Genomic DNA, 13,298 nt, shown 5'->3' on the forward strand with positions numbered 1-13,298 from the left:
AACAGGAAAGTTAAGGTCTATAGCGCCGATGGTACTGCATGGGAGACTGTGTGGCAGAGTAGGACGTTGCGAGATAAGCAAAAGATAGTTGTAATGACTATCTTTTTTATTTTAGTTTTATTAAAGTCGTAATAAGTTAATTATCTTTATAGAGAATATAATTAGCTTATTGTCATTAGGAGAGGTTATGTATTCATATAATATGACATTGCTTATCATATGCCCATTAGTATTTTGCGCAGGTTTCGTGGATGCTGTTGCAGGTGGAGGAGGAATAATATCTTTGCCAGCATATATTTTTGCTGGAATGCCAATACATATGGCATATGGAACCAATAAGTTTGCAAATGGCATTGGAACATTTGCGGCTTCCATAAAATTTTTAAGTAGTGGTAATATAAAAATTAAACCAGCATTAATTTCAGCCATAGGTGCTATTATAGGATCTTGGTTTGGAACGCAATTAGTATTGCTACTAGATGAAAAGTATTTGCAATACTGTCTTATTATCATCTTACCTATTGTTGCAATTTTTCTTTTGTTTAATAGAAAAATTGGAGTAGAAAATAACGAAAAGAAAGTAGAACATAGAAAGATTTATTTAGTGGCAGGAATAATAGGTTTAGTAATAGGAGCTTATGATGGATTTTTTGGTCCGGGAACAGGAACATTTTTAGTTTTAGCCTTTACATCATTTTTAGGATTCAATCTTATAACTGCGTCTGGTAATGCTAAGATAGTGAATTTGGCATCTAATTTTGCAGCACTAATAGCTTATATATTAAATGGCAAGGTTTTATTTATGATAGGTATACCTGCAGCTATATGTGCTAGTTTAGGAAATTATTTAGGGGCACATTTTGCAATTAAAAGTGGAGCGAAGATTATAAAGCCGATAATAATATTAGTAATAATTATGTTATTTGGCAAAGTGATAGATGCTATTTTATTTACAAGTAGTTAATTAAATGATATAATTTTAATAATGTAATAACGAAAACCTAAGGTAGAGGTGCTATTAATAAAGAGTATTTATTATGAGTTGGCAAACGTTGACTAATAAAGAAAGGTATTATAGCCGAAGATTTAGATTATGCAAAAATTTATTTCTGGGTATGCATAAAATATATGCATAACTGTCACGAAAGTGGAGAGCTACAAGGATTTGGTGAAGCTATAGATAATAATGTTATAGTTATGATATTATTATGTTTTAGTTTTGTACAAGTTTTATGCGGTTAACTCTACCCGTTGGTATATATGCTAACGGGTTTTCTTATTTAATAAAATAGATTTGAGGAGTTGGAAAAGTTGGCAAAGGTTGAAGGAGTTCTAGTACCATTATTAACACCATTTAAAGATGGAAAGGTAGATTTTAAATCTTACGAAAGAATGATTAATCATTACGTAGAAGAAGGAGTAAATGGAATTATACCACTTGCAACTACAGGAGAATCACCTACAATACTAGAGAATGAATATGAAGAAATTTTAGAAAAAACTGTTGAATATAATAAGAATAGAGTTCCAGTATACATAGGATTAGGCGGCAATAATACAAGTGAAGTAATTAAAAAGCTAAAATTAGTAGAAAAGCATAAGGTGAATGGAATACTATCAGTTACACCATATTATTCGAGACCAGATCAAAGAGGTATTTATGAGCATTTTAAAAGTATATCAGAATCAACTGATTTGGATATAGTACTTTATAATATACCATATAGAACTGGAGCTAATATTGAAAATGAAACTGTGCATGTATTATCTCAGTTAAAAAACATAATAGGAATAAAAGACTGCTGTGGAAGCATGAAGCAAACAACTGAACTATTAATGAATCCTCCAAAAGATTTTTCCATCTTAACAGGTGAAGATATGTATTTTTATACGACGCTTATGCTTGGAGGACAAGGCGGAATAATGGCATCAGCACATCTAAATACTAAAGATTTTATTGAGGTATATAACTTAGCTAAGGCTAATGATCATCAAGTTGCACTAAAAAAATGGAATTCTCTATATAAAATGATACCGCTATTATTTTCAGAACCCAACCCAACACCTCTTAAATATAGCCTAAAGAAACTAGGGCTAATAGATTCTGATGAGGTTAGATTGCCATTGATGAACATTACAAAAGGACTAGAAAGTAAGATAGATAAGATATTAGGTATTTAAGAGAAAAAGCATAATTATGTTATAGATAATTGTTAAAAAAATTGAATAAGTTAACTTTAATAAAAATCACTTTTTATTAATTTCTCTATAAATTATTCTAGTAATGTAGTAATAACAAGGGATTATTTTGACTACTCTAGCATTTAGGAGTAAGATAGAGACTGACAAATTTAATAAGGAAGTGATTAGAAATGATGCCTAAGTTCTTTTCTATGATTAAGAACAAGGAAATTACTAGAGAGCAAGTTATGAAGGACATTATAGCTGGCGTTATTGTAGCTGTAATAGCATTACCGTTGTCAATAGCACTTGGAATATCATCGGGAGTATCTCCAGAGAAAGGGCTTACGACAGCAATATTTGCAGGATTTATTATTTCGCTCTTAGGTGGAAGTAAAGTTCAAATAGGTGGACCTACAGCGGCTTTTGTCGTTATAATTTATTCTATTATTCAAGAGTATGGTATAGGTGGACTTGTTGTAGCAACGATAATGGCTGGAATTATGTTAATAATAATGGGGATTTTAAAGTTTGGTTCATTAATTAAGTACATACCCCAGACAATAACAATAGGATTTACTGCTGGTATAGCAGTAACGCTAGTATCCACTGAAGTCAAAGATTTTTTAGCATTGAAAATTGAAAATGTTCCAGCAGAGTTTTTTGCAAAATGGAAAAGTTATCTTACCAATATAGGAACGTTAAATACATGGTCGCTAATAATAGGTATAAGCTGTATTTTTATAATGATATTTTGGCCTAAAGTTAGTAAGACAATACCTGGATCAATGATTGCGCTAATTGTCGCTACTATTTTTGTGAAAATATTTAATATACCAGTAGAGACTATAGGAAGTAGGTTTCAAGAGATATCATCAACATTACCAATGCCTATTTTCCCTAAGATAAATATGGATGTAATAAATAAATTATTTGCTCCATCGATTACTATTGCTATACTGGCAGCATTAGAATCACTATTATCGGCAACAGTAGCGGATGGAATGATATCAGATAAACATGATTCAAATATGGAACTTATAGCTCAAGGTTTAGCTAATATTATATGTGGAATATTTGGTGGAATACCTGCTACAGGTGCGATTGCAAGAACTGCTGCTAATGTAAAATCAAATGGAAGAAGTCCAATATCAGGTATGGTACATTCTGTAACATTGTTAGCTACTATGTTAATTTTGATGCCACTTGCAAGGATGATACCAATGTCAGTACTTTCAGCAATTTTAATAATAGTTGCTTATAATATGAGTCAGTGGAAAGTATTTAAATCATTATTAAAGGCACCTAAAAGTGATGTTATTGTATTATTACTTACATTTACATGTACGGTTATATTTGACTTAGTTGTAGCAATAGCAATAGGAATGATTATGACAATGTTTTTATTTATGAAGAGAGTATCTGATACTACTAAAATCAGAGATTTGGTAGAGGAAAAGGTTTTTGATAAAGATACTAATACTGTACTAGAAAAAGCAGATGGAAGAATACGCGTATATCAAGTAAATGGTCCGATGTTCTTTGGAGTAGTAAATGAGTTTTTTGATAAAATGAAGGAAATTGAATCTTCAGTGGGGGTTGTAATTTTAGACATGAGGCATACTCACGCAATAGATGCATCTGCAATAGATGCATTAACTAGATTACTTAAACATTGTAATGAGTTGAATATAAAACTTTGCTTAACACATGTACAAAATCAACCTATGAAAGTACTAAATAAGATGGGGTTTGTAGTTAAAATTGGAGTAAGTCATATATACGAAACAAAAACAGAAGCTATAGAGAAAGCTTATGATTATGTAAAGGAATTAGAAGTATCCTAGTGGATTATTCCCAAGGAAATAATAAAATATATTGTTTAGATATTGTCGTAAATTTTAATATTTTACTTAAAAGTAATGGGACTCATAAAAAAACTTTTTTTAAGAATATTTTCATTTAATTTTGATTATAAGCAATAAGTTGAATAAATAAAGAGGTAAGGCATGGAATATAGATGGGAAAGGACATTTCCATTTTTGGAAGTTAGTAGTGCAACGATTAAAAAGTTATTTAAAGGTATATTGAAAGAATGTGACATTAATAATATTATACCAATAGATTCTGGGTGCAGGACTACAAATTATATTGTTGAATCTAATAATCTAGAAAAAAAATATATATTAAAAATATTTTTTATAAAGGGGCAGGATTATAAGAAAGAAATTAAATTATTAAATTTTTTAAGAAACTCTAAGTTCGTACCTGTACCAGAAGTATATAGAGTAAGTGAAGATGAGGATATTGGAAACAGAGAATATGCCATTTATGAATATATTGAGGGAAAGACTATAGGGCAGGCTATAAGAGAAGGTTATAGTTTGGAGGATAGTTTTGTTAGAAACGTTGCAAGGGCTTTAGCTAAAATACATAGCTATAAGTTTTCTAAGGTTGGGGCTTTAGATGAATGTTTACATATAAGAGAAGAACTACCACCACTTGTTTCATGGTATGAAAGCTTCATGGGAGATATAGCTAAGAAGCGTTTAGGAAAAACTATTGTAAATGACATTAATCGCGTAGTTAGGAAGAATGAAAAAGCATTAAGAGATTTAGATAAGGATCCTAGGCTTGTTCATGGCGATTTTCAGGGGACTAATATAATAATAAAAAATAAAATGCTAGCAGGTATATTAGATTGGGAGTTCGTAATAGCAGGGCACCCTTTAGCAGATATAGGACAGTTCTTTAGATATGAAGAATATTTTAATAGAAAATTAATTGAGGCATTTGAATATGAGTATAATAAATTTTCAGATTATAAGCTTACTCAAAATTGGTATAACATAAGTAAGCTAAGAGATCTCGTAAATTTGATTCAATTAATAGGAACGAATGAGGAAATGCCAATTAAGCATGAAAACATAAAAAAAATAATAATTAATACATTAAGTGTTTTTGATTAGATGTTAAACAAAATTAAATCTCCCTTGAAAAAAATGTTGACAATTTTATATGGAGATAATATACTATCAATAAGAACAATGGTGTTTGAGAAATATACTCGAAAGTATATTTCTCAAGCACCTTTTTTCATTTATAAAAATTATAATTATAATTCTAAGAGACTATTAAATTGATTTTTAGATAATGTGCGCAGTTATCTCTCTATTAACAGTTATTTGAAAAAATTTAAGTAATTTCAAGATGTTAATTAGCAATTTATATCTTAAACTTACTATATTTAAGGGGGATTTTTTATGGAAATTAATTTTGGCGATAGCAGTTTTATATTGATTTGTTCAGCACTTGTACTTTTAATGACACCAGGACTTGCATTCTTTTATGGTGGAATGGTTCGTAGAAAAAATGTTTTAAATACGTTAATGTCTTCATTCTTTATTTGTGGATTAGCATCTGTAATGTGGGTTTTAATAGGCTACTCACTAGCATTTGGGGATAATATTGGAGGAGTAATAGGAGGACTTAACTTTTTTGGATTTAATGGAGTAGGTGGAGATCCTTCATCGTATGCACCTACTATACCACATGAGCTTTTTGCAGCATTTCAAATGATGTTTGCAATAATCACTCCGGCTCTTATAACAGGATCTTTAGTAGGAAGAATGAGATTCTCAGCACTATTTATATTCATAGCATTGTGGTCAATTTTAGTATACTACCCACTAGCACATATGGTGTGGGGTTCAGGTGGATTAATAAACTCTTTAGGAGCAGTTGATTTTGCTGGTGGAGATGTAGTTCATATAAGTTCAGGAGTTTCAGGACTTGTAGCTTGTATTGTATTAGGTAAAAGACGTGGATATGGTATGATGTCATATAAGCCACACAATATTCCATTTGTAGTTCTTGGAGCCGCATTACTTTGGTTTGGTTGGTTTGGATTCAATGCAGGTAGTGCATTAAATGCTGGTCCACTTGCAGTTCATGCTTTCATGACAACAAATACTGCGGCAGCGTCAGCATTACTTTCATGGATGCTAATTGAGAAAATAAAACATGGAAAGCCAACAATACTCGGAGCTGCAACAGGAGCTGTTGTAGGATTAGTTGCAATAACACCGGCGGCTGGATTCGTTCCCCTTTGGAGTTCAATTATAATAGGCGCTATAGTATCTCCAATATGCTTCTTCTTCATGACTGCAGTTAAATCTAAATTCGGATATGATGATGCATTAGATGCCTTTGGATGTCATGGAATTGGAGGAGTTTGGGGAGGTATTGCAACAGGTCTATTTGGACAAACAGCAATAAACTCTGTAGCACAATGGAATGGTCTTTTCTTTGGAGATATTAAGCTTTTAATAGCTCAAATAGAAGGTATAGCAATAACAATAGTTTTTGCAGCGGTTATGACATTTATTATCTTGAAAGTTATGAAATTATTTATGACTATTAGAGTTGAAAGTGCAGAAGAAGCTGATGGTCTTGATGTCGCTGAGCATGGTGAAACAGCATACCCAGCGTTTACTGGATTAGACTAAATATTAATATATCCATGAAACTTTATAGTATTGTGTAATGTATATATTGTGATAAAGTATTTGTATAAAAATTAGTTGTATAATTTTTAGATATATATTGTTAAAATAATATTATACATTATATAGATGATTAGGGAGGAAGTATATTATGAAAAGAGTAGAAGCTATTGTAAGACCTTCGAAGCTTGAAGAAGTTAAAGAAGCATTAAAGAATAAAAATATAAATGGTGTTACTATAAGTCAAGTTATGGGATGTGGACAACAACGTGGCTGGAAGGAATATCATAGGGGTACTGAAATAACAACAAATGTATTACCAAAGATAGAAGTTAAAATAGTTGTAGAAGATGATAAGGTAGAAGATGTAATTGAACTTATTACTTCAATTGCTAGGACTGGTGAAGTTGGAGACGGAAAAATATTTATAATTGATATTGCAGATGCTATAAGAATTAGAACAGGTGAGAGAGGAAATTCAGCTTTATAGAAATAAAGTATTCACCAATTAATATAGAATCTAACTTGCAGTAAGCAATAAGAATAAAATATATAGAAAATAGTAGGTTGATCTGTTTTGATATAGATTTACCTACTATTTTCTATATATAAATAATGTATTAATATTGAAAGTGACTTTTTAAAAACTTCTGAGTTTAATAATTTTGATATTAGATATACTAATATTGTTGAATTAAAATAAAGTTTATTGGTTCAGTAGAAAATGTCTAATAGGAGTATATTATGAATGAAAAAGAAATTTTTTTAGATATTGAGGAGCGTTTAATTAGCGACGATAAGCCATCTATTTACTTAGAGAATGCACTAAAAAATCATAATCTTGATAATTATCCATTTTCAATGATAAGTGACTTACGAGATGTTGATCAGAATCCTAAATTTCATCCGGAAGGGAACGTCTTTGTACATACAATGATGGTTATTGATCAAGGAGCAGTAAATAGAGAAAGAAGCAGAGATAAAAGAGTATTTATGTGGGCGCTTCTATTGCATGATATAGGTAAAAAACCTACTACTAAATTAAGAAAAGGAAGACTAACATCTTATAACCACGACAGTGTAGGAGCTGAAATGGCTAGAGAATTTCTTACATATTTTAATATGGAAGAAAACTTTATAGATGAAGTAAGAGGGCTTGTAAGATGGCATATGCAAAGTTTATTTGTAACTAAAGATATGAAATTTCAAAATATAGGAGACATGCTAAGAGATGTAGATATAAATGAGATTTTCTTAGTTTCCCTCTCAGATAGGTTAGGTAGAGGTAATTTAGATCATATAGAAATAAATAAAACAAAAGAGGAAGTAAGAAAGTTTAAAGAAAAAATAACTGATTTCAAAAGAAAAAATAAATAATCATCTGAATGTAAGTGATTAAATTTGTTAAAAAAAATGTAGATTAACTACATTTTTTAACAAATTTAATCAACTATGTGAGATTGAACACCTGAAGGTGAAAATTGTGTTAATATATGTTCCAACTAGATTACCTATATCCTCACGTGATTTTAATATAACTATGTCTACATTTTTAAGTACCGAAAATCATTTTTGCTGATTTGATAGGCTTTTTTGAAAAATTTTTATAAATGCCTACAATTAATGAAATCACTACTTTACCACCTTTTAATTACTATTTGGATACTAATATATAGCATTAACAGCCTCATTAGTGTGTCAGAGAATATTCAATACTATTAAGAATACAGTTCTATTGTATTTAATAGAGTGAAATTATACAAAGTCAATACTGTATATTAATGCTTTAATACACAGTATTTTAGAAATAATATATTATCTAATATTTACAAGATTATTTTGATACTAAATTCAGAATTGGATGAAGTTTAGTATTCAGTAATAATGTTATTTGCATAGCCTCTAAAACCATTAATTAGATAAGAATAAACGGTGTTTAGATTTGTATTATAGAGGGAACATGATCTAACAGCCTCTAGAACTAATTGTGTTGATACCATATCTAAACTTTTAGTATTAATGTTAGTATGTTCATTTATAACATCACTCAAATTATTTAATGATCCCATATCTACTAAAAGCAATACTCCTTTACCTTCATCGACTATTTTAACTTTTTCAATAACAGTTTGTAATATATCAGAAGGCGTCATTTCAAGAGGTATATCTACAGCTAAAATATTATCAACATCAAAGAGCTTTCTAGCAACAGCAACCATACTTGTTGCTGCACTCGAACCATGAGAAGCAACTACTATCCCAACCCTTTCTTGGTGAGAGGATTCTTGTATTGAAGCTAAAAGCAATGCTAGATAATCAACCTCAATTGCAGGAATAGTCATATTATAACGTTTTTGGGTCAACTGATGGATTTCAGTTGCAACATCATATTCTTTATTGTTAACAGATAACTGTAGCTCAATATGTGATGAAAAGGAAACCTTTCTTTTCTTAATTCTATTAAACAGAGCGCTAAAATGTAGGCTTACTGCACAAATAAATCGTTCATTTAATTTTCTATTTAATCTGGATTCTGCCAGAGCTTTGATCTCTTCAACAAATTCAACAATATCTTTATTGACAATTTTTAATAAGACTTCACGACGATTTGTATAGTTTTTAAGCCTAGCATAGAATTGCTTTAAATGAATATTGATGTCAGTAGTTATAAAATCTTTTATATAATCATCGCTCATGCCTTCTTCATGAAGAGCAGAAGTTTTATCATCAACAATGTTATAAATATTAAAGGGTGGTTTATAATCATCAGTTTCTAAGAAAGTTTTATCACCATCGGGTTGAATTGTAATTGTGTTGGGGATTGTATCACATTCTGTTACATTAACCGTTCCTTTATCGCTAAAAGTTAAAATTTTGCTTTTTATATTAGATGGGAATAAGTTTAAATTTATATCAATACATTCATCTGTGTTAATACAGTTTAAAAATCCTTTTGCACACGCTAATTGAATATTCAATTTAAGCTGTCCAACATTTCCGTAAGATGTACTTCTTATTAAAGCTTCAATAGCTTCAGCTGAAATCTTAATAGCTTTGTTAACTCTTTGAGCTTCATTTGATAACAAATAGTGTATCAACTCAATTTGATCATCAATTGGTCTTTCATCAAAACTTGGAATAGTTATAGTTATTGGAATTTTTCTTATGAAAGTATTAAGTAATGTGGAATTAGGATCTTCCGTTGTGGAACCTATTAATAGTATACTAGCTCTTCGGGTGCTACCTGTTTCGCCAAGTTTATTGTAAGTTCCTGTATCCATGAAGTGAAATACCATTTCTTGAGCTTCATGTGGTAATCTATGTATTTCATCAAGGAGTAAAATGCCTCCATCGGCTCTTGAAACAATACCATCTGTCTCTTTATCGGCACCTATAAAGGAACCTTCGATGTGTCCAAAAATATACGATAGAAGAAGTTGTGGATTATTAACATAATCAGCACAATTAAAAACAACGAAAGGAGCATCTTTTGAGAGCCTTTTTATATATTTAGAGTATTCATACATTATGTTAGCAAATAAACTTTTACCAACGCCTGTACCACCAATTATTAATGTATGCAATCCGTTTGGTGGGTACACCAGTGCTGCTTTGGCTTGTTCAATTTGATTTTTTAAACTTGTATTAGCGCCAATTAGATAGTTAAAAGGTGACTTATTCTCAGTAAATGCATTTGAAGGAGAAGAAAGTAATATATTAACATCTGATATTTCCTCTAAATCTTCAGGTAGCTTTATAGATAGTATATTTTCAAGGCAACTTCTATCAAAATACATAACTGGCCTATTTTTTATTTTTATAATTTTCTTCTCTCTACAGAGAATATTAAGCTCTTTTGAAACATTATTCCTTAATATATCTAATTTTTCACCAATTTCTTGGGCACTGAACCCCTTTTGATCTAAAAATTTATCTTTATTAAAGTTCCTAGAATTTTTAAAAATATAGTTATAAATCTTATCAATACGCTTCATTATAGTATCCTCCTATATATAATAAATATTGTAATATCTTATATGAGATTATTCAATAGTGTATTGATATATATTGAAAAAAGAAACGCTTTGGATTAATAGAGTATTAAAAAGTAATGATATTATACACTTGAAAAAATTAAGTAATATTTAGAATTGATACACTAATTAAAGCTTAAAAATACAACTAAAATTAAGATAAATGATTTAAACAAATTGGAAGTTTATAAATATTATATAAGTGTTAAGAAATATATTGGGAGGAAGATATGTTTAAAATTTTTACTTTTGGATTTGATAATGTTTTTAATCCAAACAATATAGAAAAGATAAGTGGAATTATGAATTCATTTTTAGATAACTTTAATATAAATGAATTTGCTAAAAATAATGAGGATATTTCTTCTGATGAAGGAAATAGAGAAGAATATAATAATTTTATAAAACTTAATCGGTATGATGATATGTATCATCTAACTATAGATCTAAAAGGTATTGATCTTAGAGAGTTAAGCATAAGATATGATCCAGGAATATTAGATATAAACCTAAATAGATTAGAAATTAAAAAAAGTGGATTTGGGATATTTTCTAATACTGCTCTTGTTAAGAAGGCTTATAATAAAAAATTTAATGATATTGAGGATATAGACACAAATCAGATACTTAAAAGTATTGATAATGGAGTTCTTAGTATAATAATGCAGAAAAAGTATTCGTTAGAAAATACATCGAATATAATAGATGTGGATTCTTATCAAGATGATGCGGATATACAGTAATGTATAAGGAATAGCATGAAATGTTTTAATGTTATTTTTAGAGTAGTTATTTTTATAATAAAAGCAAAAAAGGGAGGATAAGCTCTAGGCATTATACCTAAATTTAAATCTTCCCTTAAGTAAGAGTATTAAGAATAAAAAGTTTTATTATCTCTTACGCTTATTAGCAACTTCAACATTAACCTTCTTCTTATTAATTTTTCCACCAGGACAATTTTTTAATATTTTAGAAGATATAGACTCATCAACAGTTACAAATGAGAAGTTTTCCATAAGGTCTATTTGACCAATTGCTGAAGCATTAACTTTTGTCATATCTTTAATATAATTAATTAATACTTTTGGAGTCAAACCGTCTCTTTTGCCGACAGAGAAAAATAAACGAACATCTTCTTTTTTAGGCGCTTCTAATTTGTTTGAACTGTAATCAAATACAATTTCATTTTCAAACTTCATTTTCATTAGAGCTGAAATAACTGATACTGCATCATAAGATTCAGTCAATTCTATTGCACTTGGTATAAACTTAGTAAGATCACCAGCTTTAATAGTACTCTCAACTTCTGACATCATGTCCTTAAATTTTTTATTATTAATTTCTTCTGCAGTTGGAACTGGCTTTTGTGTGATTGAACTTTTAGTAACATTTTGAATTTGTTTAAGCATTGAAAAATCCTTTGGAGTTACTAAAGAATAAGCTGTACCGCTTTTATTTGCTCTACCAGTTCTACCAATTCTGTGAACATATGATTCTACATCTTGAGGTAAATCATAGTTAAATACATGAGTCACACCTTCTACATCTATACCTCTAGCAGCAACATCAGTAGCTATTAATAGGCTTAGTGTACCTTCTTTAAATTTATTTAAAGTAGTTAATCTGTGAGCTTGTGTCATATCTCCATGCATACCTTCAACCATATAACCTTTTGATTGTAGCTCTTGTACAAGCTCATCAACACCTCTTTTAGTTCTGCAGAATATTATAGCCGAACTAGGATTATCTAGATCAAGTAACCTACAAAGAGCTTCTAATCTATGCTTATTATTAATCATAAAATAACTTTGCTCAATTTTAGATACAGTTAATGAACTCCTCTTAATACTAACAAGTTTAGCATCTGGTTTCATATACTTTTTAGCCAACTTTGCTATTGGATCAGGCATTGTTGCTGAAAATAATAAAGTTTGTCTTTCAGATGGTGTATGACTAAGAATTTCTTGAATATCATCGATGAATCCCATGTTAAGCATTTCGTCAGCTTCATCTAGTACTAGAAATTCTATACTTTCTAAATGAAGGCATTTTCTTTTTACAAGATCTAATATTCTACCAGGTGTTCCAACTACAATATCGACATCACCTTTTCTTAGTGCTCTGATTTGTCTGTCGATTGAATCTCCACCATAAACAGCTAGAGTTCCAATTTTTTCATATTTAGAAAGTCTTTGTATCTCCTCATTAACTTGAACAGCAAGTTCTCTTGTTGGTGCTAAAATAAGAGATTTGATTCCTTTATTATCACTCATCTTGGTGATAATTGGTAAGCTGTAAGCTGCAGTTTTTCCGGTACCAGTTTGTGCCTGCCCTATTAAATCAGCGCCACTAAGTGTTACAGGGATACTTTGTTCTTGTATTTGAGATGGTTTTGTAAAACCAAGGTCTGATATTGCCTTAACAATACTCTCTTTAAGACCTAATGTAGCAAATTGATTATCATTCATTAAATATCCTCGTTTCTTTGTTTCAAAATTAGTTATTTTTGTTTCGATAACTTATATTAAATTTTTATATATAAGTCAAATGAATTCATTATAACACAATAGATAAATTC

At 29.9% G+C, this 13,298-nt stretch carries 10 protein-coding genes and 1 riboswitch; of the genes, 8 read left to right on the plus strand and 2 right to left on the minus strand.

Features of this window, described 5'->3' with window-relative positions:
* Positions 1 to 187: 187 nt before the first annotated feature.
* The 7 genes from L1S46_RS11095 to L1S46_RS11125 all read left to right on the plus strand — a co-directional run bounded on the left by L1S46_RS11095 (position 188) and on the right by L1S46_RS11125 (position 8,063).
* On the plus strand, positions 188 to 964 hold the full coding sequence (locus L1S46_RS11095) for a TSUP family transporter (RefSeq protein ID WP_012061187.1): 777 nt from the start codon (positions 188 to 190) through the stop codon (positions 962 to 964).
* 35 nt (positions 965 to 999) lie between these two features.
* A riboswitch (Lysine riboswitch) is annotated at positions 1,000 to 1,166 on the plus strand.
* Positions 1,167 to 1,311: 145 nt separating this feature from the next.
* A complete protein-coding gene (gene dapA / locus L1S46_RS11100; RefSeq protein ID WP_012061186.1) occupies positions 1,312 to 2,181 on the plus strand; it encodes a 4-hydroxy-tetrahydrodipicolinate synthase in 870 nt (289 codons plus the stop codon).
* A gap of 191 nt (positions 2,182 to 2,372) precedes the next feature.
* On the plus strand, positions 2,373 to 4,028 hold the full coding sequence (locus L1S46_RS11105) for a SulP family inorganic anion transporter (RefSeq protein WP_238900020.1): 1,656 nt from the start codon (positions 2,373 to 2,375) through the stop codon (positions 4,026 to 4,028).
* Between the two features lie 162 nt (positions 4,029 to 4,190).
* A complete protein-coding gene (locus L1S46_RS11110; protein WP_023974954.1) occupies positions 4,191 to 5,150 on the plus strand; it encodes an aminoglycoside phosphotransferase family protein in 960 nt (319 codons plus the stop codon).
* Between the two features lie 294 nt (positions 5,151 to 5,444).
* The gene (locus L1S46_RS11115) at positions 5,445 to 6,689 is read left to right on the plus strand and encodes an ammonium transporter (RefSeq protein ID WP_012061183.1); all 1,245 of its coding nucleotides are present in this window, start codon (positions 5,445 to 5,447) and stop codon (positions 6,687 to 6,689) included.
* A gap of 148 nt (positions 6,690 to 6,837) precedes the next feature.
* On the plus strand, positions 6,838 to 7,176 hold the full coding sequence (locus tag L1S46_RS11120) for a P-II family nitrogen regulator (RefSeq protein WP_012061182.1): 339 nt from the start codon (positions 6,838 to 6,840) through the stop codon (positions 7,174 to 7,176).
* Between the two features lie 254 nt (positions 7,177 to 7,430).
* Positions 7,431 to 8,063 carry an HDIG domain-containing metalloprotein gene (locus tag L1S46_RS11125; protein ID WP_077830643.1) on the plus strand — a complete coding sequence of 211 codons (633 nt, stop codon included), beginning with the start codon at positions 7,431 to 7,433 and terminating at the stop codon, positions 8,061 to 8,063.
* 491 nt (positions 8,064 to 8,554) lie between these two features.
* Here L1S46_RS11125 and L1S46_RS11130 read toward each other — a convergent pair whose 3' ends face one another.
* Positions 8,555 to 10,681, minus strand: a complete 2,127-nt coding sequence (locus L1S46_RS11130) for a sigma-54-dependent transcriptional regulator (RefSeq protein ID WP_238900021.1) — start codon at positions 10,679 to 10,681, stop codon at positions 8,555 to 8,557.
* A gap of 269 nt (positions 10,682 to 10,950) precedes the next feature.
* Between L1S46_RS11130 and L1S46_RS11135 the strand changes: the two genes are divergently transcribed.
* Positions 10,951 to 11,463, plus strand: coding sequence for an Hsp20/alpha crystallin family protein (locus L1S46_RS11135; RefSeq protein WP_238900022.1), 513 nt, complete (start codon positions 10,951 to 10,953; stop codon positions 11,461 to 11,463).
* A 147-nt stretch (positions 11,464 to 11,610) separates the two neighbouring features.
* Here the strand turns inward: L1S46_RS11135 and L1S46_RS11140 are convergent, their stop codons facing one another.
* A complete protein-coding gene (locus L1S46_RS11140) occupies positions 11,611 to 13,188 on the minus strand; it encodes a DEAD/DEAH box helicase (protein ID WP_238900023.1) in 1,578 nt (525 codons plus the stop codon).
* Positions 13,189 to 13,298 lie beyond the last annotated feature (110 nt).

This window comes from Clostridium sp. YIM B02500 (assembly GCF_022324665.1).
GTDB lineage: Bacteria > Bacillota > Clostridia > Clostridiales > Clostridiaceae > Clostridium > Clostridium beijerinckii.

Coding starts and splice junctions, on each gene's coding strand:
- L1S46_RS11130 (WP_238900021.1), bottom strand. CDS start 10,681: ATGAAGCGTATTGATAAGATTTATAACTATATTTTTAAAAATTCTAGG.
- L1S46_RS11095 (WP_012061187.1), top strand. CDS start 188: ATGTATTCATATAATATGACATTGCTTATCATATGCCCATTAGTATTT.
- L1S46_RS11120 (WP_012061182.1), top strand. CDS start 6,838: ATGAAAAGAGTAGAAGCTATTGTAAGACCTTCGAAGCTTGAAGAAGTT.
- L1S46_RS11125 (WP_077830643.1), top strand. CDS start 7,431: ATGAATGAAAAAGAAATTTTTTTAGATATTGAGGAGCGTTTAATTAGC.
- L1S46_RS11105 (WP_238900020.1), top strand. CDS start 2,373: ATGATGCCTAAGTTCTTTTCTATGATTAAGAACAAGGAAATTACTAGA.
- L1S46_RS11135 (WP_238900022.1), top strand. CDS start 10,951: ATGTTTAAAATTTTTACTTTTGGATTTGATAATGTTTTTAATCCAAAC.
- L1S46_RS11115 (WP_012061183.1), top strand. CDS start 5,445: ATGGAAATTAATTTTGGCGATAGCAGTTTTATATTGATTTGTTCAGCA.
- L1S46_RS11140 (WP_238900023.1), bottom strand. CDS start 13,188: ATGAATGATAATCAATTTGCTACATTAGGTCTTAAAGAGAGTATTGTT.
- L1S46_RS11110 (WP_023974954.1), top strand. CDS start 4,191: ATGGAATATAGATGGGAAAGGACATTTCCATTTTTGGAAGTTAGTAGT.